Source organism: Microcella daejeonensis (assembly GCF_026625045.1).
Lineage (GTDB): Bacteria > Actinomycetota > Actinomycetes > Actinomycetales > Microbacteriaceae > Microcella > Microcella daejeonensis.
The window spans coordinates 2,408,272-2,430,175 of record NZ_CP113089.1 but is presented as its reverse complement, the minus strand read 5'-3'; the positions used below and the strand labels follow the sequence as shown (position 1 = coordinate 2,430,175).

The 21,904-nt window shown below is 72.6% G+C and carries 21 protein-coding genes; 2 read left to right on the top strand and 19 right to left on the bottom strand.

What is annotated here, in order from left to right; all coding sequences use genetic code 11:
- Positions 1-6: 6 nt before the first annotated feature.
- From OVN18_RS11730 to OVN18_RS11645, 18 genes are all read right to left on the bottom strand, one after another.
- Complete coding sequence (locus OVN18_RS11730) at positions 7-699, bottom strand: cyclase family protein (protein WP_267780961.1); 693 nt, start codon at positions 697-699, stop codon at positions 7-9.
- Positions 696-1,115, bottom strand: a complete 420-nt coding sequence (locus OVN18_RS11725) for a YybH family protein (RefSeq protein ID WP_267780960.1) — start codon at positions 1,113-1,115, stop codon at positions 696-698. Before OVN18_RS11725 ends, OVN18_RS11730 begins: the two co-directional genes overlap by 4 nt.
- 101 nt (positions 1,116-1,216) lie before the next feature.
- Complete coding sequence (locus OVN18_RS11720) at positions 1,217-2,158, bottom strand: ABC transporter permease (protein WP_267780958.1); 942 nt, start codon at positions 2,156-2,158, stop codon at positions 1,217-1,219.
- Positions 2,155-3,189 (bottom strand): aliphatic sulfonate ABC transporter substrate-binding protein, encoded by a 1,035-nt coding sequence (locus OVN18_RS11715; RefSeq protein ID WP_267780956.1) that lies wholly within the window; start codon positions 3,187-3,189, stop codon positions 2,155-2,157. The genes OVN18_RS11720 and OVN18_RS11715 overlap by 4 nt, the downstream gene beginning before the upstream one ends.
- Before the next feature lie 66 nt (positions 3,190-3,255).
- Positions 3,256-4,074: an ABC transporter ATP-binding protein gene (locus OVN18_RS11710; RefSeq protein WP_267780955.1), complete on the bottom strand. Its 819-nt coding sequence runs from the start codon at positions 4,072-4,074 to the stop codon at positions 3,256-3,258.
- A 156-nt stretch (positions 4,075-4,230) separates the two neighbouring features.
- Complete coding sequence (gene nusB, locus OVN18_RS11705; RefSeq protein ID WP_267737199.1) at positions 4,231-4,653, bottom strand: transcription antitermination factor NusB; 423 nt, start codon at positions 4,651-4,653, stop codon at positions 4,231-4,233.
- Positions 4,653-5,216 (bottom strand): elongation factor P, encoded by a 564-nt coding sequence (gene efp, locus OVN18_RS11700; RefSeq protein WP_267780953.1) that lies wholly within the window; start codon positions 5,214-5,216, stop codon positions 4,653-4,655. The genes nusB and efp overlap by 1 nt, the downstream gene beginning before the upstream one ends.
- 77 nt (positions 5,217-5,293) lie before the next feature.
- Entirely contained in the window at positions 5,294-5,740 is a 447-nt protein-coding gene (gene aroQ / locus OVN18_RS11695; protein WP_267780951.1) for a type II 3-dehydroquinate dehydratase, read from the bottom strand.
- Positions 5,741-5,778: 38 nt separating this feature from the next.
- Positions 5,779-6,861: a 3-dehydroquinate synthase gene (gene aroB, locus OVN18_RS11690; RefSeq protein ID WP_267780949.1), complete on the bottom strand. Its 1,083-nt coding sequence runs from the start codon at positions 6,859-6,861 to the stop codon at positions 5,779-5,781.
- Positions 6,858-7,472 carry a shikimate kinase gene (locus OVN18_RS11685; protein WP_267780947.1) on the bottom strand — a complete coding sequence of 205 codons (615 nt, stop codon included), beginning with the start codon at positions 7,470-7,472 and terminating at the stop codon, positions 6,858-6,860. Before OVN18_RS11685 ends, aroB begins: the two co-directional genes overlap by 4 nt.
- An 11-nt stretch (positions 7,473-7,483) precedes the next feature.
- Complete coding sequence (gene aroC, locus OVN18_RS11680; protein ID WP_267737193.1) at positions 7,484-8,689, bottom strand: chorismate synthase; 1,206 nt, start codon at positions 8,687-8,689, stop codon at positions 7,484-7,486.
- 61 nt (positions 8,690-8,750) lie between these two features.
- Entirely contained in the window at positions 8,751-9,602 is an 852-nt protein-coding gene (locus OVN18_RS11675; RefSeq protein ID WP_267780945.1) for a shikimate dehydrogenase, read from the bottom strand.
- Positions 9,595-10,899, bottom strand: a complete 1,305-nt coding sequence (gene mltG / locus OVN18_RS11670) for an endolytic transglycosylase MltG (protein WP_267780943.1) — start codon at positions 10,897-10,899, stop codon at positions 9,595-9,597. Before mltG ends, OVN18_RS11675 begins: the two co-directional genes overlap by 8 nt.
- 2 nt (positions 10,900-10,901) lie before the next feature.
- Entirely contained in the window at positions 10,902-11,366 is a 465-nt protein-coding gene (gene ruvX, locus OVN18_RS11665) for a Holliday junction resolvase RuvX (protein ID WP_267737190.1), read from the bottom strand.
- 11 nt (positions 11,367-11,377) lie between these two features.
- Entirely contained in the window at positions 11,378-14,035 is a 2,658-nt protein-coding gene (alaS, locus tag OVN18_RS11660) for an alanine--tRNA ligase (protein ID WP_267780941.1), read from the bottom strand.
- 60 nt (positions 14,036-14,095) lie between these two features.
- The gene (locus OVN18_RS11655) at positions 14,096-14,323 is read right to left on the bottom strand and encodes a hypothetical protein (protein ID WP_168915723.1); all 228 of its coding nucleotides are present in this window, start codon (positions 14,321-14,323) and stop codon (positions 14,096-14,098) included.
- Positions 14,324-14,512: 189 nt separating this feature from the next.
- Positions 14,513-15,142 (bottom strand): 30S ribosomal protein S4, encoded by a 630-nt coding sequence (gene rpsD / locus OVN18_RS11650; RefSeq protein WP_267780940.1) that lies wholly within the window; start codon positions 15,140-15,142, stop codon positions 14,513-14,515.
- 189 nt (positions 15,143-15,331) lie between these two features.
- The gene (locus tag OVN18_RS11645; RefSeq protein ID WP_267780938.1) at positions 15,332-16,705 is read right to left on the bottom strand and encodes a replication-associated recombination protein A; all 1,374 of its coding nucleotides are present in this window, start codon (positions 16,703-16,705) and stop codon (positions 15,332-15,334) included.
- A 113-nt stretch (positions 16,706-16,818) separates the two neighbouring features.
- On the opposite strand from OVN18_RS11645, the gene OVN18_RS11640 reads away from it, so the two are divergent.
- Positions 16,819-17,616, top strand: a complete 798-nt coding sequence (locus tag OVN18_RS11640; RefSeq protein WP_267780935.1) for a peptidylprolyl isomerase — start codon at positions 16,819-16,821, stop codon at positions 17,614-17,616.
- A gap of 115 nt (positions 17,617-17,731) precedes the next feature.
- Complete coding sequence (locus OVN18_RS11635) at positions 17,732-18,964, top strand: DUF349 domain-containing protein (RefSeq protein ID WP_267783034.1); 1,233 nt, start codon at positions 17,732-17,734, stop codon at positions 18,962-18,964.
- 667 nt (positions 18,965-19,631) lie between these two features.
- Here the strand turns inward: OVN18_RS11635 and OVN18_RS11630 are convergent.
- Positions 19,632-21,881, bottom strand: coding sequence for a RelA/SpoT family protein (locus OVN18_RS11630; protein WP_267737184.1), 2,250 nt, complete (start codon positions 21,879-21,881; stop codon positions 19,632-19,634).
- Positions 21,882-21,904: the final 23 nt, after the last annotated feature.

The window sequence follows — 21,904 nt, the reverse complement described above, 5'->3', positions numbered from 1 at the left end:
TCCGTCCTACGCGTCGCCCTCGGCCGAGGGCAGCACCGCCACGGCGCGCACGGGCGAGCCGTCGCCGCCGGGCAGGCTCAGGGGCAGGGCGAGCAGCTCGGCACCGCTCGCGGGCACCCGATCGAGGTTCACGAGGTTCTCGATGATGATCCCGCCGGCGCCGAGCACGAGCTCGTGCACCGGCAGGCGCCACAGCCCGTCCTCCCCCGCGCGGCTCGGGTCGGGGCTCAGCGCGTCGACGCCGATGACCGTCACGCCGCGGGCGAGCAGCTGCTCGGCGACCTCCGGTGCGAGGGCCGGGTGGTCGGTCGCGTCGGCGTCGTCGAAGCGGGCGCTCCAGCCCGTCTCCACGACGACGGCGTCGCCGGGGTGCACGTCCGCGGCCTGCCGGGCGAGCTCGGCCCAGGTGATCAGCGCGCTCGCGGCGCGATCGCGGGCGCGCAGCACGCGCAGCGGGGCGATGAGCCGATCGAGCGCCAGCCCGTCGACCGCGACTCCCCCGACGACGCTGTGCGAGGGGGCGTCGAGGTGCGTGCCGCTGTGCGAGCCCAGGTGCAGGGCGCTCACCCGGAAGCCGTCCTCCTCGAGCGTCGCCGCGGTCTCGATCGACACCGCGGGGTCGCCGGGGAACACCGTCATGCCGGTGCGGAGCGGGCGGCTCAGGTCGACGACGGCCCGACCGGAGAGGCGCGCGGTCACGCCGCCTCGTCGGGCGCGCTCGACAGGTGCTCGTGCACGGCGAGCAGACGGCCGTCGCCCTGCCGGTGCAGCACGATCGTCTCGCGCTCGTGCAGCTCGGCCGTCGCCTCGCCCTCGCCGGTGGCGATGCGGGTGCGCACGGTGTGGCTCAGCACCGCGGCGTCTCCGAGCACCTGGACGTGGGCGTCGGTGCTCGTGCAGTCGAGAACCCGCCAGCCGGAGGCGACCCACTCGGCCCAGAGCCGCTCGTAGGCGGCGCGGGAGTCGAGGCGGGCATCCTGATCGGGGAAGACGAACGTGGCGTCCACGCTGAAGCAGGCGAAGTACGCGGCGCCGTCGGTGCGGCGGAAGGCGTCGACGATCGCGTCGACGGCGCCGAGCACCTCGGTCTCGGTCAGGGCGGGATGCTCGGTCATGGTGTCCTCTCGCGGCGCGCGCGACGGCCGGCCGCGCGTTGCCCCAGAGTAAACATCCGTAGCCTCTGGGGCAACCCGCGGGATGACCGGGCCGGGTCTGATCAGCCCCAGCGCTTCAGCAGCGCCCGCTCGCCGAGGCCGACGAGCGCGTCGGTCGACTTGCCGAGGATGGCGAGCAGGATGATCGCGAGGAAGATGCGGTCCATCCGGCCGTTGTTCTGCGAGTCCGTCAGCAGGAATCCGAGCCCCATGGACGAGGCGATGAGCTCGGCGGCGACGAGGAAGAGCCACGCCTGCGCGAGCGCGAGCCGCAGTCCCGAGACGATCGCCGGGACCACCGCGGGCAGCTGCACGGTCGTCAGCAGACGTCCGCGGCCGAGCCCGTAGGCGCGCCCCACCTCGACGAGGTGCGGGTCGACGTGCCGCAGGGCCCCCGCGACGGTCGTGAAGACCGGGAAGGCGGCGCCGATCGCGATGAGGGTGATCTTCGGCTCCTCGTAGATGCCGAGGTAGATGGTGAGGAGCGGTACCCACGCGAGAGAGGGCACGGCGCGGATCGCTCCGAGCGTCGGAGCGAGCATCCGCGAGGCGAGCGTCGACAGGCCCACGAGCGCTCCCAGGGCGAGCCCGATGGAGGCCCCGATCGCGAAGCCGATGAGCACCCGCTGCAGGGAGATGAGGATGTAGGTGGCGAGCAGACCGGAGCTGCCGAGCTCGATGCCCGCGTCCACGACCTGCGTCGGCGAGGGCAGCAGGAAGTCGGGGATGTCGGAGAGCTCCGCGGTTCCCCACCAGAGGGCGAGGATCGCCAGCGGCACGACGAGTCCGAGCACGACGGTGCTCGCGCGGCGCTGACCGGGCGTGCTCTCGGGGAGGTCGCCTCCCGCGGCGGAGAAGCCGTAGCTGGAGGCGAAGCCGAACAGGGAGGGCCGGCGGCGCTGATCCTGCGGCGCCTCATCGGCCCGGGCGGACGCCCCCGCCCCGCGCGCCCCCTCCGAGGAGGGACGCGGGACGAGGGCGGCGCCGCGTTCGTCGAAGCTCATTCGCCGGCGAGGGCGTCCGGGTCGGCGGCCGCCGCGAAGGTGTCGTTGAACAGGCTGTCGAGCGCGGTGTCGATCTGCTCCTGGTTCGGAACATCGCCGCTCTCGACGAAGATCGGGCCGATGATCTCGAGCACGTCGCGCTGGGTCTGGCCGGGCACGGGGTCGATGTCGATCACGGTGCGCTCGATCGTGGCCTCGGCGATGGGCACCTCGATGCCGGCGACCTCTGCGAGGATCGCCGCGGTCTCCTCGGGGTTCTCCAGCGCCCAGGCGCGGGCCTTCTCGTAGGCGTTCACCACGAGCTGCGCGAGATCCGGGCTCTCGGCGATGAAGCTCTCCGTCGCGTTGAGGAAGCCGTAGGAGTTGAAGTCGACGTTGTCGTAGATGATCTCGGCCGAGCCGTTGTAGACGGAGGTCGACAGCAGCGGGTCGAGCCCCGACCAGGCCTCGACGGCCCCGGTCTCGAGGGCGGTCTTGCCGTCGGCGTGCTGCAGGTTCTGCAGCTGGATGTCCTCGAGCGCGAGGCCCTCCTCCGCGAGCGCCTGCAGCAGGAAGAAGTAGGGATCGGTGCCCTTGGTGGCGGCGACCGTGCGACCGGCGAGGTCGTCGACGGAGTCGATGTCGGAGCCGGCGGGCACGAGGATCGAGGCCCAGTTCGGCTGCGTGTAAATGTCGATGACCTGGATGGGGCTGCCGTTGGAGCGGGCGAGCAGCGCGGCCGAGCCGGCCGTCGAGCCCACGTCGATGGCCCCGGCGCGCAGCGCCTCGTTGGCCTTGTTGGAGCCGGCCGACTGCACCCAGTTGACGGTGACCTCGTCGCCGAGCTCGGCCTCGAGCCAGCCCTGCTCCTTGATGATCAGGCTCAGCGGGTTGTAGGTCGCGAAATCGAGCGTCAGCTCGGTGGCCGACCACTCGGCGCCCTCGGCGGGCTCCGGCGCGGTCTGGCCCTCGCCGGCGACGCACCCCGTCATGACCATGGCCGCCGCGGCGGCGGTCGCGGTCAGCAGGGTGAGGCGGGTGCGGGTGGTCATGATGGCCTTTCAGGGCGGTGGGGGCGGGTGGTGCGCCGGTCGGTCGACCGGGGTTCGTGGGGGCCGTCAGCGGCCGTGGTGGCTCGGCACGCCGAGACCGTCGAGCAGTTGCGCGCGCAGGCGGGCGAGCACGGTGGATGCCCGATCGCGCGGTCGCTCGCCGGGCACCTCGAGCACGCGGCTGATGGTCGCGCCGGGCCGGTCGAACCGCGTGCCGAGCAGCACCACGCGGTCGGCGAGCATGAGCGCCTCGTCGACGTCGTGGGTGACGAGCACGATCGTGGCCGGCTCGGTGCGGTGGATGTCGATGAGGAGGTCCTGCATGGTCAGCCGCGTGAGGGCGTCGAGGGCGCCGAAGGGCTCGTCGAGCAGCAGCACTCCCGGCCCGCGGGCGAGCGCCCGGGCGAGTGAGACGCGCTGCGCCATGCCGCCGGAGATCGCGCGGGGCTTGAGCTGCGCGGCGTGCTCGAGCTGCACGAGCGCGAGGAGCTCGGCGACGCGGGCCCGACCGGCCTCGCGGTCGAGGCCCCGGGGCAGCCCGAGCTCGATGTTGCGCGCGACGGTGCGCCACGGCAGCAGCCGGGGCTCCTGGAACGCCACGGCGCTGCGCTGATCGGCCGGCGCGACGCGCGTGCCGTCGATCGTCAGAGTGCCGCGCGTCGGGCGGTCGAGGCCGCTGATCTGCCGCAGGAGCGTCGACTTGCCGCAGCCGGAGGGCCCGAGCAGCGCGACGATCTCACCGGGCTTGATCGTGAGCTCCACGTCGCGCAGCACGATGCGCGGCTCCTCGCCGCGCGCTCCGTCGAAGTCGCGACCGACGCCGTGGAGCGCGACCGGCAGAGCCGGTGTGGCCGTCGCGCCGCGGGTACGGGTCGTGGAGGACATGCGAGCCAACCTACGGAGGCCCCGCCCCGGTCGGCAAAAGCGCGGGACACGTGACGCAACGGAGTGAAACATGACGTCACATTGCTGCTCCCCCGGCGTGTCCGCCCGTGCCGGAGCCGCTCAAAGATCAGCGCGGCGGCCTCCGGGCGCGACGGCTCAGGCCGTGCGGTGCAGGGCGTCGGAGATCGCCCCGAGCACGCCGTTGACGAACGACGAGGAGTCGTCGGTCGACAGCACCTGGGCGAACTCCACCGCTTCGGCGATGGCGACCGCGTCGGGCACGTCGGGATTGTGCACGAGCTCCCACACCGCGAGGCGGAGGATCGCCCGGTCGACGGCGGGCATGCGCGAGAGCATCCACCCGTGGGCGTTGTCCTCGATGAGGCGGTCGATCGCGGCCGCGTTGTCGATCACGCCGCGCGCGATGTCCTGCGCGTAGGGCCAGCTCGAGGCGCGCTGCGGCTGCGCCGCGGCCCGCTCGCCCTCCTCGACGAGGATCTCGGCGAGAGGCCGCTCGCGCACGTCGGCGATGTACAGCATGTCCAGGGCCCGCTTGCGGGCCTTCGTGCGAGCGCCCACTACTCGTTGACGCGGCCGAGGTAGTCGCCCGAGCGGGTGTCGACCTTGACCTTGGTGCCCGTCTCGAGGAAGAGCGGCACCTGGATCTCGTAGCCGGTCTCGACCGTCGCGGGCTTCGTGCCGCCGGTGGAGCGGTCGCCCTGGAGGCCCGGCTCGGTGTAGGTCACCTCGAGCACGACGGACGCCGGGAGCTCGATGTAGAGGGCCTCGCCCTCGTGGATGGCGATGGTCACCATCTGGTTCTCGAGCATGAAGTTCTTCGCGTCGCCGACGATGACGCCGGGCACGGTGATCTGGTCGTAGTGCGTGGTGTCCATGAAGACGAAATCGGCGCCGTCCTGGTACAGGTACTGGTAGTCCCCGCGGTCGACGGTGGCGAAGTCGACCTTGAGGCCCGCGTTGAACGTCTTGTCGACGACCTTGCCCGAGCGGACGTTGCGCATCTTGGTGCGCACGAACGCGCCGCCCTTGCCGGGCTTGACGTGCTGGAACTCGATGATGTTCCAGAGCTGACCGTCGAGGTTCAGCACGCTGCCGTTCTTGATGTCGTTCGTCGAAGCCATGGCGAAGGGGGTGTCCGTTTCCGTATCGGGTGGTGCCGGGGGCGTGCGCGCACGCCGAGGGGAGAGTCTAGTCGAGGCTAGGCCCGGCTGACGATGTGGGCGAGGGCGAGGCGGTACGAGCCGAAGCCGAGCCCGGCGATCACGCCCGTCGCCACGGCGGAGATCACGCTCGTGCGCCGGAACTCCTCGCGCGCGTGCGGGTTCGAGAGGTGCACCTCGATGAGCGGCAGCCCGGCCCCGGTGACGAGGGCCGCTGCGTCGCGCAGCGCGTAGGAGTAGTGGGTGAAGGCCGCCGGGTTGAGGATGACGGGGCTGCCGGTGTCGACGGCCTCGTGCAGCCAGCCGATGAGCTCGGCCTCGTCGTTCGTCTGCCGCAGATCGACCTCGGCGCCCGCGGGCGCCGCATCCCGCAGCTCGCGCTCGAGATCGGCGAGCGTCGCCGTTCCGTAGACATCGGGCTCGCGGGTGCCGAGGCGGTTCAGATTCGGTCCGTTGAGCACGAGGATGCGGCGCGGGATGGTCATGAGGCGAGCCTACTCAGCGGTCGGGCGAGCGGCTTCGCCTACTCGCCGACCTCCTGGTAGGCGGCGAACAGCATCGACTCGTCGGTGCCGTTGAGCACGCGCGGGCGCCCCTCGGCCTCGAGGATGATGAACCGCAGCATGCCCGCGCGCGCCTTCTTGTCGCGCTGCATCGTCGCGAGGAGCGTCTTCCAGCGGCTGAGCGGGTAGCCCGTGGGCAGCGTGAGCGAGGCGAGGATGCGCCGCGTGCGCTCGACCGTGGCGTCGTCGAGACCGCCGGCGAGGCGGCTGAGCTCGGCGGCGAAGACCATGCCGACGGCGATCGCCGCACCGTGCCGCCAGCGGTAGCGCTCGGCGTGCTCGATCGCGTGCCCGAGCGTGTGCCCGTAGTTGAGGTGCTCGCGGCGCCCCTGCTCGGTGAAGTCGTCGCTGACCACGGCCGCCTTGACGCGGATGCTGCGCTCGACCAGCTCGCGGAACACGGGGCTCGCGGGGTCGGTGGCGACGGTGATGTCGGCCTCGAGCAGATCGAGGATGACCGGATCGGCGATGAAGCCGGCCTTCACGATCTCGGCGAAGCCGGCGAGGATCTCGTGGGTGGGCAGCCCCTCGAGCAGGTCGAGGTCGACGATCACCGCGTGCGGAGCGTGGAAGGCGCCGACGAGGTTCTTGCCCTCCGCGGTGTTGATGCCGGTCTTGCCGCCCACGGCGGCGTCGACCATGCCGAGCACGGTCGTCGGCACCTGCACGAGGGCGACGCCGCGCAGCCAGGTCGCCGCGACGAAGCCCGCGAGGTCGGTGGTCGCTCCCCCGCCGAGCCCGATGACGGCGTCGGTGCGGGTGAAGTCGGTCTGGCCCATGATCTGCCAGCAGAAGGCGGCGACCTCGATGCGCTTCGCGCCCTCGGCGTCGGGGACCTCGGCGAGCAGCACCTCGATGCGCCCGGCCAGCTGCTCGCGGAGCCGCTCGGCGACGGCGGCGAGCGGGGGCGCGTGCACGACGAGCACCTTCGCGACGGTGGGCGGCAGGTGCGCGCCGAGCTCGGTGACGAGGCCGCGCCCGACGTGGATGCGGTGAGGGGCGGAGCCCGTGACCTCGATGATCGTGGGCGGGGCGTCGGTCACGGGGAATCCTCTCGGGGCTCGACGGCGGGGTCGGAGCTTCGGTCGGTGGTGCGGGTGGTGATGCGTGCGGCGGCCGGGTCGGCGTCGTGCGCGGTCGCCCAGTCGGCGATCTCCTGCGCGATGCGATCCAGGGGGCGGCGCGAGGTGTCCCAGCTCGCGGTCGCGAGCCGCTCGTACAGCGGGGCGCGCGCGGCGACGAGCGCCGTCCAGGCCTCGACGCCGCCGGCGAGCGGCCGGGAGGAGCCGTCGAGCCGGGCGGCGGCGGCCTCCGCCGACAGCGTCAGCAGCACGACCGGCAGACCGGCGAGCTGCTGCTGCGTCGCCGGGTCGAGCACCGCTCCCCCGCCGAGCGAGACGACGGCGCGCTGCTCGAGCGCGGCGGCGACCGCCTCCCGCTCCCACGCGCGGAACACCGGCTCGCCGTGCTCGGCGAAGATCTGCGGGATGGGGCCGTGCGCCTCGACGACGAGGCGGTCGGTGTCGATGAGCGGCAGATCGAGCAGGCGCGAGAGGCGACGGCCGAGGCGGCTCTTGCCGGCCGCCGGGGGGCCGATGAGCACGACGGCGGGCGTCGTGCGCGCCGGCTCGGCGGCACCCGAGGGGGCAGGCACGGGCGGGATGCTCAGCCGCGGCCGTCGGAGACGACGGTCGTGAGCGCCTCGGGCATCGCCGCCAGGTAGCTCTCGAGGTTGCGCTTCGTCTCGGAGACGGCGTCGCCGCCGAACTTCTCGAGCACCGCCTCGGCGAGCACGAGCGCGACCATGGCCTCCGCCACGACGCCCGAGGCGGGCACGGCGCAGACGTCGGAGCGCTGGTGATGGGCCGGAGCCGCATCCCCGGTGGCGACGTCGATCGTGCGCAGCGCGTGCGGCACCGTGGCGATGGGCTTCATGCCGGCACGGACCCGCAGCACGGTGCCGGTGCTCATGCCGCCCTCGACGCCGCCGGCGCGGTCGCTGAGGCGCTCGATGCCCTCGGCGCCGACGACGAGCTCGTCGTGCGCCGCCGAGCCCCGGCGCTCCGTCGTCTGGAACCCGTCGCCGACCTCGACGCCCTTGATGGCCTGGATGCCCATGAGAGCACCGGCGAGGCGCGAGTCGAGTCGGCGATCCCAGTGCACGTAGGAGCCGAGACCCGGGGGCAGGCCGTAGGCGAGCACCTCGACCACGCCGCCGAGGGTGTCGCCGGTCTTGTGCGCGTCGTCGACCTCGGCGACCATCCGGGCGCTCGTCTCCGGGTGCAGGCAGCGCAGCGGGTCGGCGTCGAGCAGATCGACGTCGCCCGGCAGCGGCAGCGGGGCGTCGTCGGGCACGCGCACGGTGCCGATGGCGAGCGTGTGAGCCACGAGGCGGATCCCGAGCTCGCCGAGGAACGCGCGCGCGACGGCGCCGAGCGCGACGCGGGCGGCGGTCTCGCGGGCGCTCGCGCGCTCGAGCACGGGGCGGGCCTCGTCGAAGCCGTACTTCTGCATGCCGACGAGGTCGGCGTGGCCGGGGCGCGGGCGGGTGAGCGGCGCGCCGCGGCCGCCGGTGAGCTCGCTCGCATCGACCGGCTCGGCGCTCATGACCGTCGTCCACTTCGGCCACTCGGTGTTGCCGATGCGCAGGGCGACGGGGCTGCCCATCGTGCGCCCGTGGCGCACGCCGCCCGAGATCGTGAGCTCATCCTGCTCGAACTTCATGCGGGCGCCTCGGCCGTAGCCGAGCTTGCGCCGCTGCATGTCGGCCTGGATCGCCTCGCGCGTCACGGGAACGCCCGCGGGCATCCCCTCGATGACGGCGATGAGCTCGGGGCCGTGGGATTCTCCGGCGGTCAACCAGCGCAACATGACCCCATCCTCCCACGCGGTCGCCGGGGGTTCGCGCCACCGGGAGCCCCGCCGTGCGCGGCTAGGCGAGGGCGGCGGCCATGGCCCTCTCGACCTCGGCCTCCTCGGGCATCGGAGCGGCATCCGGGCCGCCGACGAAGAGGCGCACCTGCCGCACCGCCTGGTGCAGCAGCATGTCGCGGCCCGAGGCGACGGCGCCGTCGACGGCGCGCCACTGCTCGGCGAGCGGGCTCGGCCACGGGTGGTAGGTGACGTCGAGAAGAGTGGATGCCCGTCGCACCGCCTCGGGGACCACCCCGCCGGGCGGCACGCCGTTCGGCAGCGTCCACGCCACGACCTCGTGCGCGGGTACGAGCCGCTCGAGGTCGCCGAGCGGTCGCGGCGCCGCCTCCAGCCCGAGGCGCTCGGCGAGGTCGAGCAGCGCCCCGGCTCGCGACTCCTCGCGCACGAGCACGTCGAGCTCGACCGCGCCGAGCCGCGCGAGCGCCACCACGATGGAGCGCGCCGTCGCGCCGGCCCCGACGATCGCGGCGCGGCGGAGCGTCGTGAGACCCGCCCGCTCGAGGGCGGTGCGCACGCCCGCGATGTCGGTGTTGCGGCCGGTTCGGCGCCCGTCGTGGAGCAGTACGGTGTTGGCGGCGCCGGTGAGCGCGACGTCCTCGTCGTAGGCGTCGAGCAGCGGCAGCAGAGCCTCCTTGAGCGGCATCGTCGCTGAGAGGCCGCGCCAGGTGCCGTCGAGGCCGTCGAGGAATGCGGGCAGCCCGTCGACGGTCACCTGCTCGCGGCCGTAGGCCCAGTCGAGTCCGAGGCGCGCGTAGGCGGCGGCGTGGAGGGCCGGCGAGAGGGAGTGCTCGATGGGCGACCCGATGACGGCGAGCCGACGGCGGTCGGCCGAGCCGACCGGATCAGCCACAGGCGCTGTTGCCGGGGTTCTCGCTGCACCAGCGGCGCAGCTGCGCGACCCCCTCCTCGTGCTGGGCGACGGTCTCCGAGAAGACGGTCTCCCCCGAGTCGAGGTTCACGGTGACGAAGAACAGCCACGGGCCCTCGGCGGGGGCGAGCGCGGCCTCGACGGCCAGGTCGCCCGGGTTCCCGATCGGACCGATCGGCAGCCCTTCGATCACGTAGGTGTTGTAGGGGTTGTCGGCCTCGAGCGTCTCCTGCGTCGAGAAGACGGAGCCGTCGGCCTGCGCGCTGCCGTACTGGGCGGTCGAGTCGAACTCGAGCCGCCAGCCGTCGTCGAGCCGGTTCTGGATGACCCGGCTGACGCGGTAGAAGTCCTCGGGGAGGCGGGCCTCGCTCTGCACGAGCGAGGCGATCGTGAGAACGCGGTGCCGATCCTCGGCGGCGACGCCGCGCGCATCGAGCCGCGCGAAGGTCTCGTCGACGAGGCGCCGCACCTGATCGATCGCCGGGGTGCCGGGTTCGAAGGTGTAGGTGGCCGGGAACAGGTAGCCCTCGACGGTCGGCGCCTCCGGCGGGAGCCCGAGGGCGGCGAGGTCGGCGATCGCCGCCTCGTAGTCGGCGAGCGGCACACCGGTGGCGGCGGAGAGGATGTCGATGACCTGGCCGGCGCGCAGACCCTCGCGGATGGTGGCGGTCGACTCGCGGCGGTTCGCCGGGTCGAGCAGGGCATCCAGCGCCGACTGCGCCGACATCTCCTCCTGCAGCGCGTAGGTTCCGGGCTGGAACGCGATGGAGGGGTCGGCGAGCAGCAGGTCGTAGAACGCGTCGTAGGTCATCGTGACGCCCTGCTCCTGCAGGGTCGTCGCGATGTCCGATCCGATCTCGCCGGGAGTGATCGTGACGAGCACCTCGGTGCCGTTGCCCGTTCCCTCGTAGTCGTTGGGCAGCTCCCAGCCGAGCGCCTCGCGCAGCTGGGGCTCGTAGTTCGCCCAGGCGTACGCCACCGCACCGGCACCCAGGCCGCCGAGCAGCAGCAGCACGCCGAGCACCCACGGCCACACCCTGCGGCGCCTCGGCGGCCGGCCCTCGTCGAGGATCTGACGGGCCGATCGGCGGTCGGGCGCCGCGGCACCCCGCTCGCGGAGCGCCGCGCGCGTCACCGGCGGCTCCGCGGCCGCCGGGCCGCCGACGGGTGCGCCGGCCGGTGATCCGGTGGATGAGCCGGGGGCCGCGGAGCCCTGCTCGGTGCGGGCGGTGTCGGGCTGCGATCGGAAGATCGCGTCCCAGGCGTCGTCGTCGCTCACAGTCAGGGTGATCCTCCGTCGGGAACCAGCAGCTCGCCGGGGGCTTCTCCCCGCGACTTCTCGTGGTCCAGCGCGTGCTGGAGCAGGATAACAGCGGCCGCTTGGTCGATCACGGAGCGCGAGGTGCGCCCGTCCCGCCCCGACTCCCGCAGCGAGCGGGCGGCGGTCACGGTCGTGAGCCGTTCGTCGACCAGCCGCACCGGCACGGCGACCTGGCGGGCGATGAGGGCGGCGACATCGCGCGCATCCTGCGTCGACGCCGTCTCGGAGCCCGAGAGCGCGAGCGGCAGTCCGACGACGATCTCGATCGGCTCCCACTCGGCGACGAGGCGGTGGATGCCCGCCATCATGCCCTTCTTGCGCGGCAGCGTCTCGACCGGCGTCGCGAGGATCCCGTGCGCATCGCACCGCGCGACGCCCACGCGCGCGGTGCCCACGTCGACGCCGAGTCGTACGCCGAGGCGCATCGGGGCGAGCCTCAGCCGCGCAGCTCGGCCAGCACGGCCTCGAGCGCGGCCGGGATCGCGGCCGCATCGGTGCCGCCGCCCTGGGCGAGGTCGTCCTTGCCGCCGCCTCCGCCGCCGAGCACGCCCGAGGCGACGCGCGCGAGAGCGCCCGCCTTCGCGCCGGCCTCGCGGGCGGCGGGCGTGGTGGCGACGATGACCGCGGCCTTGCCCGCGACCTCTGCCGCGAGCACGACGACGGCGGCCTGCGCGCTGAGCCGCTCGCGCACCGAGGTGGCGAGCTGCCGCAGGTCGTCGGCGGAGCCGAGCGCGCCGAGCGATTGCGCGACGACGGTGACGGCGCCCTGCGGCGCGGCGGTCGCGACGAGCGCGGGGACCTTCTCGCTGAGCCGGCTCGACTCGAGCTGGGCGAGCCGCTTCTCGGCGGCCTTGAGCTGGGCTCCGAGGTCGGCGATGCGGCCGACGAGCTGATCCCGCGGGGTCTTGAGGTTGGCGCTGAGCTGCTGCACGAGGGCGCGCTCCGCGGCGAACTCGCGGAACGCCTCGAGACCGACCAGCGCCTCGACGCGGCGGTTGGCCGAACCGACCGAGGACTCGCTGACGAGGCTGATCATGCCGATCTCGGCGCTCGACCCGACGTGGGTGCCCGCGCAGAGCTCGCGCGACCACGGCCCGCCGATGTCGACGACGCGCACGCGGTCGCCGTACTTCTCGCCGAAGAGCGCCATGGCGCCGAGCGACTTCGCCTCGTCGAGGCCCATGACGCGGGTCTCGACGGGCAGGTTGTCGCGCACGGCGATGTTGCTGATCTCCTCGAGCTCGCTGCGGGTCGCGGCCGAGAGGGCCTGGTTCCAGCTGAAGTCGAGGCGCATGTAGCCGGCCTTGTTGTACGAGCCCGACTGGTGGGCCTCGTCGCCGAGCGTCTGCCGCAGCGCGGCGTGGATGACGTGCGTCGCCGAGTGGGCCTGCGCCGCCGAGCGCCGCCAGACGGGGTCGACCTGGGTGCGCGCGAGCGCGCCGACGCGCACCTCGCCGCGGCGCACCTGCACGGTGTGGCTGAAGAGTCCCGCGACGGGGCGCTGCACGTCGAGCACCTCGAGATCGAAGCCGGTGCCGACGATCGAGCCCTCGTCCGACTCCTGGCCGCCGGACTCGGCGTAGAGGGTCGTCTCGGCGAGGATGATCTCGGCGATCTCGCCCTCCTGGGCGACGTCGACGCTCGTGCCGCCGACGATGATGCCGAGCACGCTCGACTCGGTCTCGAGCTGCTCGTAGCCGAGGAACCGGGTCTCGCCCGCGGCGCGGAACGCGCCGTAGACGCTGAGGTCGGCGAGCTGCCCCTTCTTCGACTTGGCGTCGGCCTTGGCGCGCGAGCGCTGCTCGGCCATGAGGCGGTCGAAGGCCTCGCGGTCGACGCTGAGCCCGGCCTCCTCCGCCATCTCCAGCGTGAGGTCGATCGGGAACCCGAAGGTGTCGTGCAGCTGGAAGGCGGTGTCGCCGGCGAGGGTCGCCGAGCCCTGCTGCTGCGTCTCCGCCACGGCGAGATCGAGGATGCTCGTGCCGGCGGTGAGCGTGCGCAGGAACGCCTCCTCCTCGCCGAGGGCGAGGCGCGAGACGCGGTCGTAGTGCTCGGTGATCTCGGGGTAGGCGGCGCTCATCGCGTCGCGCGAGGCGGCGAACAGCACCTCGAAGCTCGGGGCGTCGACCCCGAGCAGGCGCATGGCGCGGATGCTCCGCCGCAGCAGACGGCGCAGGATGTACCCGCGGCCCTCGTTGCCGGGCGTCACGCCGTCGGTCATGAGCATGAGGCTCGAGCGCACGTGGTCGGCGATGACGCGCATGCGCACGTCGTCGCCGTGGTCGGCCCCGTAGCGGCGGCCTGACATGGCGGCGGCGGCGTCGAGCACCGGGCGCACCTGGTCGATCTCGTACATGTTCTCGACGCCCTGGGTCAGGAACGCGACGCGCTCCATGCCCATGCCGGTGTCGATGTTCTGCTGCGGCAGCTCGCCGAGGATCTCGAAGTCGTTCTTGCCGGTGCCCTCGCCGCGCAGGTACTGCATGAAGACGAGGTTCCAGATCTCGACGTAGCGGTCGTCGTCCGTCGCCGGACCGCCGTCGATGCCGTACGCGGGGCCGCGGTCGAAGAAGATCTCGGAGCAGGGGCCGGCGGGGCCGGGCTGGCCGGTCGACCAGTAATTGGTGTCCATGCCGAGCCGCTGGATGCGCTCGTCGGGCAGGCCCGCGATCGACTTCCAGAGGCGGATCGCCTCGTCGTCGTCCTCGTAGACGGTGACCCAGAGGTCCTTCTCCGCGAAGCCCAGACCGCCGTCGCTCTGCGAGCTCGTCAGCAGCTCCCAGGCGTACGAGATCGCGCCCTCCTTGAAGTAGTCGCCGAACGAGAAGTTGCCGTTCATCTGGAAGAACGTGCCGTGGCGAGGGGTCTTGCCGACCTCCTCGATGTCGTTCGTACGGATGCACTTCTGCACGCTCGTGGCGCGCGGGTACGGCGCGGGCACGACGCCGGTGAGGTACGGCACGAACGGCACCATCCCCGCGACGGTGAAGAGCAGGGACGGGTCGTCGCTGACGAGCGAGGCGGAGGGGACGACGGTGTGGCCGCGGTCTCCGAAGAAGTCGAGCCAGCGGCGCTGGATGTCGGCGGTCTGCATGGGGTCGCGGTATTCCTGGGGCGTCGGTGATGCGGGAGAGGCCGGGGCCCGGCCGGGGGCTTACTTCAGGCGGTCGGTGAGGTCGGCGATCGTCTCTTCGGCCTCGGCGACGGCGGCGCGCAGCTCGGCTTCGCGCTGCTGGTAGCCCTCGAGCACCGCGTCGGTGAACTCGCGGGTCTTGGCGTCGATCTCGTCGAAGAAATGGCGGCCCTGCGGGGTCTTCGAGGCCTGGTGGGCGACGACAGCGCCCAGGGCGACGCCGAGCACGAGCCAGAGTGCGTTCTTCATGGGTTCTCCTTGCGATCGCGAGCGCGGGTGTGGTGCGCGTCTCGATGGTGCGTGCAGGATGCGCGGCACGGGGCCGCTGACGCCCCTCCACCCTATCGGCGCGCGCTCGACGCGCAGCGTGCCGCGGCGGGGACGACGACGGGGGCCCGGCACGAGGCCGGGCCCCCGTCGGAGGCGATGCGGTGAGTGCTAGCGCGCGGCGTAGTACTCGACGACGAGCTGGACCTCGCACGTCACGGGGACCTCGGCGCGCTTCGGGCGGCGCACGAGGCGCGCCTGCAGCTTGTCGAGCTCGACCTCGAGGTACGCGGGGGTCTTGGGCAGCACGTCGACGTGACCGCCGGCGGCGGCGACCTGGAACGGCTCCATGCCCTCGCTCTTGGGCTTCACGTGGATGGTCTGCTCGGGCTTCATGCGGAAGCTCGGGCGGTCCACGATCTTGCCGTCGACGAGGATGTGGCGGTGCACGACCATCTGGCGGGCCTGCGCGGTGGTGCGGGCGAAGCCGGCGCGCAGCACGAGGGCGTCGAGACGCATCTCGAGCAGCTCGACGAGGTTCTCACCGGTCAGGCCGGCCGTACGACGGGCCTCCTGGAAGATGATGCGGAGCTGGGCCTCGCGGATGCCGTACTGGGCGCGGAGACGCTGCTTCTCACGGAGACGGACGGCGTAGTCGCTGTCGGCCTTCCGCTTGGTGCGGCCGTGCTCGCCGGGAGCGTAGGGGCGCTTCTCGAGGTACTTGGCCGCCTTCGGGGTCAGGGCGATGCCGAGGGCCCGGGAGAGGCGGGTCTTGCTGCGGGTGCGCGACTTGGTCGACACAGGTGTCCTTCCATGCTCGTGGCCGGGGATCTCACGGCTCACGGACGTACGACCGCTCCGTCCGATCCGAGGCGCACGCCGAGGCGCTTCGGGGAACAGCATCGATCGAGTCGATGCGCAGGGGAGGGTGTGCCCATATCTGACGGGCCGGTAGAGCTTAGCAGACGGGGGTCGTCCCGCCCGGCGCGGTCACTCCCCGCGCGCGGCGCCGCGGATGATGGCCCGCAGCTTCGCCAGTCGCGCGCCGATCTCGCGCTCGGCCCCCCGCTCGGTCGGCCGGTAGTACTCGCGCCGCTTCACCGGATCGGGCAGGTGCTGCTGCGCCACCACGCCGAGCGCGTCGTCGTGCGGGTACACGTAGCCCTTGCCGTGGCCGAGCCGCTTCGCCCCGGGGTAGTGCGCGTCGCGCAGCGGCTTCGGTACGCGGCCGATGCGCCCCGCGCGCACGTCGGCGATCGCCTCGTCGATGCCGAGGTACGCCGCGTTCGACTTCGGCGCGGTCGCCAGGTAGACGACCGCCTCGGCGAGCGGGATGCGCCCCTCGGGCATGCCGATGAGCTGCACGGCCTGCGCCGCGGCCACCGCGAGCGGCAGCGCGTGCGGGTCGGCCACGCCGATGTCCTCCGCGGCCGAGATGATGACGCGGCGGGCGATGAAGCGGGGGTCCTCCCCCGCCTCGATCATGCGCGCCAGGTAGTGCAGAGCCGCGTCGGGATCGCTGCCGCGGATCGACTTGATGAAGGCGCTGATGACGTCGTAGTGCTCGTCGCCGTTCTTGTCGTAGCGCAGCAGGGCCCGGTCGACCGCGGCGGCCACCGTCTCGGCGGTGATCACGGGCGCGGCCGCCGCCCCCGCCGACTTCTTGCCCTTCGCGGCCGGGGCCGGGGTGGCACGGGCGGACTGCGCCGCGGCCTCCAGCGCCGTGAGCGCGCGCCGGGCATCCCCCGAGGCGAGACGGATGATCGACTCGCGCCCGTCGTCGGCCAGCGACACCGCGCCGGCGAGACCGCGCGGGTCGGTCACGGCCCGATCGACCAGCACGCCGAGATCGAGGTCGGAGAGCGCCTCGAGCGTGAGCAGCAGCGAGCGGCTCAGCAGCGGCGAGATCACGGAGAAGCTCGGGTTCTCGGTCGTCGCCGCGATGAGGATGACCCAGCCGTTTTCGACGCCGGGCAGCAGGGCGTCCTGCTGGGCCTTCGTGAAGCGGTGGATCTCGTCGAGGAACAGCACGGTCGACGAGCCGTAGAGGTCGCGGTCGGAGAGCGCGCGCTCCATGACCTCGCGCACGTCGCGCACGCCCGCGGTGATCGCCGACAGCTCGACGAAGCGCCGGCCCGACTGGCGGGCGATCGCCTGCGCGAGCGTCGTCTTGCCCGTGCCGGGAGGACCCCACAGGATGACGGAGACCGCGGAGGGCGGGGCGCCGTCGTCGCGGGCGAGGCTGACCAACGGGGATCCGGCCCCGAGGAGGTGCGTCTGACCCGCCACCTCGTCGAGACGCGTGGGACGCATGCGCACGGCGAGAGGGACCGCGGCGCTGCCGAGGCCGGGTGCGGCATCCATACCGGCGATCGTATCGGCCGCCTCCGACACCGATCGCCCTCGGCGGGGGCGAGGGGATGCTCGACTAGAGTTCCCCCCGGCAATCGCCCGACCCGCACGACGAGGAGGCATCGGTGGCACGGATCGCAGGGCAGGACCGCGAGGCGCGCGAGCGGCTGAAGCGCTACGAGGCGCGGCAGACCGTGCACCGCACCCAGATCGACCGCCGCCGTCGCGACAACGTGCTCGTCGCCGTCGTCGGCGTGCTCGTGATCGCGCTCGCCGTCGGCGCCCAGCTGCTGTACTTCGGCGCCGGCCCGGGTGCTCCCTCGACGACGCCGAGTGCGAGCCCCTCCCCCGGAGCGAGCGAGACCCCGGCCGCGAGCGACGAGCCGACCGGGCAGGCGCCCGACCCCGCGGTCAGCGAGAACCGCACGTGGACGGGCGAGCTCGCCATCGACGGCATCGAGCCGCTCGGCATCGAGCTCGACGGCGCCGCCGCCCCGCAGGCGGTCGCGTCGTTCGTCACGCTCGCCCAGGAGGGCTTCTTCGACGGGACCTCGTGCCACCGCCTGACGACGGCGGGCATCTTCGTGCTGCAGTGCGGCGACCCGAACGGTGACGGCACCGGCGGGCCCGACTACCGCTTCGGACCGATCGAGAACGCCCCCGACGACGACGTCTACGCCGAGGGCGTGCTCGCGATGGCCCGCCAGGGCGGCAACGCCGAGAGCCAGGGCAGCCAGTTCTTCATCGTCTACGACGAGTCGACCATCCCCTCGGACGCCGCCGGCGGCTACACCGTGCTCGGGCGCGTGACGAGCGGTCTCGACGGGCTCCGCACCGGCATCGTCGACGCCGGCACGGAGGACGGCGCGAGCGACGGCCGCCCCGCCGTGCCCGCGACGATCAGCGGCATCACGATCCAGTAGCGAAAGCCGCCCGCGCCCCGGGCCCGCCCTCCACCCGGCGAGCGGTGGAATATGCTGATCAACCGTCCGGTGCGCGCACGGCGAGCCGGTGCAGTCGATGGGGATATGAGGCGTGGTGGCAGAGAACCAGCAGACCGTCTGGGGCCGGGTCGATGAGACCGGCACGGTGTACGTGACCGATCGCGGTGCGGAGCGCGCCGTGGGCCAGTACCCCGACGGCACCCCGGAGGAGGCTCTCGCCTACTTCACCCGCAAGTTCACCGAGCTCGAGGGCCAGGTGCGGCTGCTCGAGCAGCGCGCCAAGGGCGGCGCTCCCGCCGCCGACATCGTGAAGACGGTCCGCTCGCTGACGGCCGCGCTCGAGGAGCCCGCCGCGGTCGGCGACATCGAGGCCCTCCGCACGCGGGTCGGCGCCCTCACCGGCGCGGTGGAGAAGCTCACGGAGGAGCAGCAGGCCGAGCAGCGCGCCGCGGTCGCGGCCGCCCTCGAGCACCGCACGGCGCTCGTGGTGGAGGCCGAGGCCCTCGCCGCGAAGGATCCGCAGAGCATCCAGTGGAAGCAGGCGACGGCGACTCTCGACGCGCTCTTCACGCAGTGGAAGGACCACCAGCAGAACGGTCCTCGCCTGCCGAAGAAAGACGCCGACGAGCTCTGGAAGCGCTTCCGCTCGGCGCGCAGCACCGTCGAGACCCACCGCCGCTCGTTCTTCGCCGGCCTCGACGCCGAGCACAAGGAGGCCAAGCAGCGCAAGCAGGCGCTCGTCGCGCAGGCCGAGGCGCTCGCGCCGCAGGGCACCGGGGGCATTCCCGCCTACCGCCGCCTGCTCGACGAGTGGAAGCTCGCGGGTCGGGCCGGCAAGAAGGTCGACGATGCGCTGTGGGCCGCGTTCAAGGCCGCCGGCGACGTGCTCTACGCCGCCAAGGCGGAGGTCGACGCGCAGGAGAACGAGGAGTTCACCGCCAACCTCGAGGCGAAGAAGGCGCTGCTGACCGAGGCCGAGCCGCTGCTCACCGCCACCGACCGCGTCAAGGCGCGCGCGACCCTCACGGGCATCCAGCGCAAGTGGGACGCGATCGGCAAGGTGCCCCGCGACCAGGTGCGCGTCGTCGAGGATCGCCTGCGTGCGATCGAGACGCACGTGCGCACGCTCGAGGAGGACCACTGGAAGAAGAACGACCCCGAGAAGAAGGCGCGCGCGGAGGGCCTCGCCGGCCAGCTGCAGGACGCCATCGCCGCTCTCGAGGCCGATCTGGCCGCCGCGACCGCGGCGAAGGACGCCGCCCGCACCGCGGAGCTGACCGAGGCGCTCGAAGCACGCAAGGCCTGGTTGTCCGCCGTCGACCGCTGACGGCCGAGACCGCACGACGGGGTCGCCCCGGGGTTCTCCCCAGGGCGGCCCCGTCGGTCGTTCTCCCCCGATCCGTCGCCCCGTCCGACGAGGGGATGCCCGGCGCAGCATCCTCTCCGCCATGAGCCGACTCCTCCCCGCCGTCCTCCATCCCCCACTCCTCTCGGCGGCCGAGCTGCGCGCCGCCGAGCTCGACGGCGAGCTCTTCGCCGTCGGCGCCGGATGGGAGCCCGCCGATCTGCCGCCCAGCCCCCGCAGCCGCGCCGCCTCCCTGCGCCCGGAGCTCCCGTCGCGCGGCATCGTCGCCGATCGCACGGCGGCCTGGGTCTGGGGCTGGACGGCCCGGCGCGTCGGCATCGCCATCTGCATCGACTCCCGGGCGCGCATCTCGTCGACGCGCCGTCAGGGGCTGCGCGCGCGCGAGGTCGTCATCGACGGCGACGAGCTCCGTCACCCCGGTGGTGTGGCGGTGACGAGCCCCGAGCGCACCATCGTCGATCTCGCCCGGCACGACGAGGGCGACGACGTGATCACCCTGATCGCGGCCGGGATGCGCCACCACGGTCTCACGGTGCAGCGCATCGGCATGATCGCCGATCGGCGCCCGAGTTCGGCCGGCCGCCGCCGCGCGAACGATCGGATCGAGCGGGCGGCGGCGCTGCTCGGCTCAGCCGTTGCTGACGCGGTAGACGTCGTAGACGGCGTCGATGCGGCGCACGGCGTTGAGCACGCGGTCGAGATGCGTCGTGTCGCCCATCTCGAAGACGAAGCGGCTGATGGCGAGGCGATCGCGTGAGGTGTTGACGCTCGCGGAGAGGATGTTGACGTGGTGCTCCGAGAGCACCCGCGTGACGTCCGAGAGCAGCCCGGCGCGGTCGAGCGCCTCGACCTGGATCTGCACGAGGAACACGCTCTTCGTGGTGGGGGCCCACTCGACGTCGATCATGCGGTCGGGCTCGTTCAGCAGCGACTGCACGTTGGTGCAGTCCCCGCGGTGCACGCTGACGCCCTGGCCGCGCGTCACGAAGCCGACGATGGCGTCGCCCGGCACGGGCGTGCAGCACTTGGCGAGCTTGACGAGGATGTCCGGTGCGCCGCGGACGAGCACTCCCGAATCGCTCGTGCGCACCGGGGTGCGCGAGCGCGTCGGCACGACGAAGGCCTCGTCCTCGCTCTCCGACTCCACGTGCAGCGCGGCGACGATCTTCTCGATGACCGACTGCGTCGAGACGTGCCCCTCCCCGACGGCGGCGTACAAGGCCTCGACGGTCTCGTAGCGCAGCTGGGAGGAGACGTGCGCGAGGGAGTCCTGCGCCATGAGCCGCTGGAGCGGCAGGTTCTGCTTGCGCATGGCGCGGGCGATGGCGTCCTTGCCCTGCTCGACGGCCTCGTCGCGCCGCTCCTTCGTGAACCACTGACGGATCTTGGAGCGCGCGCGCTGACTCGTCACGAAGGCGAGCCAGTCCTGGCTCGGGCCGGCGTCGGGGTTCTTGGAGGTGAACACCTCGACGGTGTCGCCCGAGTTCAGCACGGTCTCCAGCGGCACGAGGCGCCCGTTCACCTTCGAGCCCATCGTGCGATGCCCGACCTCGGTGTGCACCGCGTAGGCGAAGTCGACGGGGGTCGCGCCGCTGGGCAGCCCGATGACCTTCCCCTGCGGGGTGAAGACGTAGACCTCCTTCGCGCCGATCTCGTAGCGCAGGTTGTCGAGGAACTCCCCCGGGTCGCTCGTCTCCGCCTGCCAGTCGCTGATGTGCGCGAGCCAGGCCATGTCGGTGTCGCTGCGGCCGCCGTCGAGCTCGCTGCGGCCCGAGTTCATCCGCTCCTTGTACTTCCAGTGCGCGGCCACGCCGAACTCGGCGCGCTGATGCATCTCCTGGGTGCGGATCTGGATCTCGACGGGGCGGCCGCCGGGCCCGAACACCGTCGTGTGGAGCGACTGGTAGAGATTGAACTTCGGGGTCGCGATGTAGTCCTTGAAGCGGCCGGGCATCGGGTTCCACCGCGCGTGAACCGCGCCGAGCACGGCGTAGCAGTCGCGGATGGAGTTCACGAGGATGCGGATGCCGGTGAGATCGTAGATCTCGTCGAAGTCGCGGCCGCGGTTGACCATCTTCTGGTAGATCGAGTAGTACTGCTTCGGCCGACCGACGATCTGCGCCTTGATGCGCGACTGGCGCAGGTCGCTCGTGACGGCGTCGATCACCTGCTGCACGAAGGCCTCGCGCTCGGGCGTGCGGTTGCGCACCAGGCTCTCGATCTCGACGTAGAGCTTCGGCTGCAGAACCGCGAACGAGAGGTCCTCGAGCTCCCACTTGATGGTCGAGATGCCGAGACGGTGCGCGAGCGGCGAGTAGATGTCGAGCGTCTCCTGCGCCTTGCGCCGGGCCGACTCGCTCTCGACGAAGCCCCACGTGCGGGCGTTGTGCAGACGGTCGGCGAGCTTGATCAGCAGCACGCGGATGTCCTTGGACATCGCCACGATCATCTTGCGCACCGTCTCCGCCTGCGCGGCGTCGCCGTACTTGACCTTGTCGAGCTTGGTCACGCCGTCGACGAGCATCGCGATCTCGTCGCCGAAGTCGGCGCGCAGCTGGTCGAGCGTGTACGGCGTGTCCTCGACGGTGTCGTGCAGCAGCGATGCGGCGAGCGTCTTCACTCCGATGCCCAGCTCGGCGAGGATCTGGGTCACCGCGACGGGATGGGTGATGTACGGCTCGCCGCTCTTGCGCTTCTGGCCGCGATGCGCGCGCTCGGCGACCTGGTACGCGCGCTCCAGCAGCGCGATGTCCGCCTTCGGGTGCTGGGAGCGGACGGTCTTGATGAGCCGCTCGAAGCCGCCGACCGGCTGCGCGCGGGAGAACAGCCGGGGAAGCAGCGCGCGAAGGCTCGCCGTGCTCTGCGTCGTCTCCGTCATCGGCCGCCCTCCTTCAGCGCGAT

Excerpts from the sequence above, each read along its gene's own strand:
- OVN18_RS11725 (WP_267780960.1), bottom strand. The coding sequence starts at position 1,115 with ATGACCGAGCATCCCGCCCTGACCGAGACCGAGGTGCTCGGCGCCGTC.
- OVN18_RS11720 (WP_267780958.1), bottom strand. The coding sequence starts at position 2,158 with ATGAGCTTCGACGAACGCGGCGCCGCCCTCGTCCCGCGTCCCTCCTCG.
- OVN18_RS11715 (WP_267780956.1), bottom strand. The coding sequence starts at position 3,189 with ATGACCACCCGCACCCGCCTCACCCTGCTGACCGCGACCGCCGCCGCG.
- OVN18_RS11710 (WP_267780955.1), bottom strand. The coding sequence starts at position 4,074 with ATGTCCTCCACGACCCGTACCCGCGGCGCGACGGCCACACCGGCTCTG.
- efp (WP_267780953.1), bottom strand. The coding sequence starts at position 5,216 with ATGGCTTCGACGAACGACATCAAGAACGGCAGCGTGCTGAACCTCGAC.
- aroQ (WP_267780951.1), bottom strand. The coding sequence starts at position 5,740 with ATGACCATCCCGCGCCGCATCCTCGTGCTCAACGGACCGAATCTGAAC.
- aroC (WP_267737193.1), bottom strand. The coding sequence starts at position 8,689 with ATGTTGCGCTGGTTGACCGCCGGAGAATCCCACGGCCCCGAGCTCATC.
- ruvX (WP_267737190.1), bottom strand. The coding sequence starts at position 11,366 with ATGCGCCTCGGCGTACGACTCGGCGTCGACGTGGGCACCGCGCGCGTG.
- alaS (WP_267780941.1), bottom strand. The coding sequence starts at position 14,035 with ATGCAGACCGCCGACATCCAGCGCCGCTGGCTCGACTTCTTCGGAGAC.
- OVN18_RS11655 (WP_168915723.1), bottom strand. The coding sequence starts at position 14,323 with ATGAAGAACGCACTCTGGCTCGTGCTCGGCGTCGCCCTGGGCGCTGTC.
- OVN18_RS11645 (WP_267780938.1), bottom strand. The coding sequence starts at position 16,705 with ATGGATGCCGCACCCGGCCTCGGCAGCGCCGCGGTCCCTCTCGCCGTG.
- OVN18_RS11630 (WP_267737184.1), bottom strand. The coding sequence starts at position 21,881 with ATGACGGAGACGACGCAGAGCACGGCGAGCCTTCGCGCGCTGCTTCCC.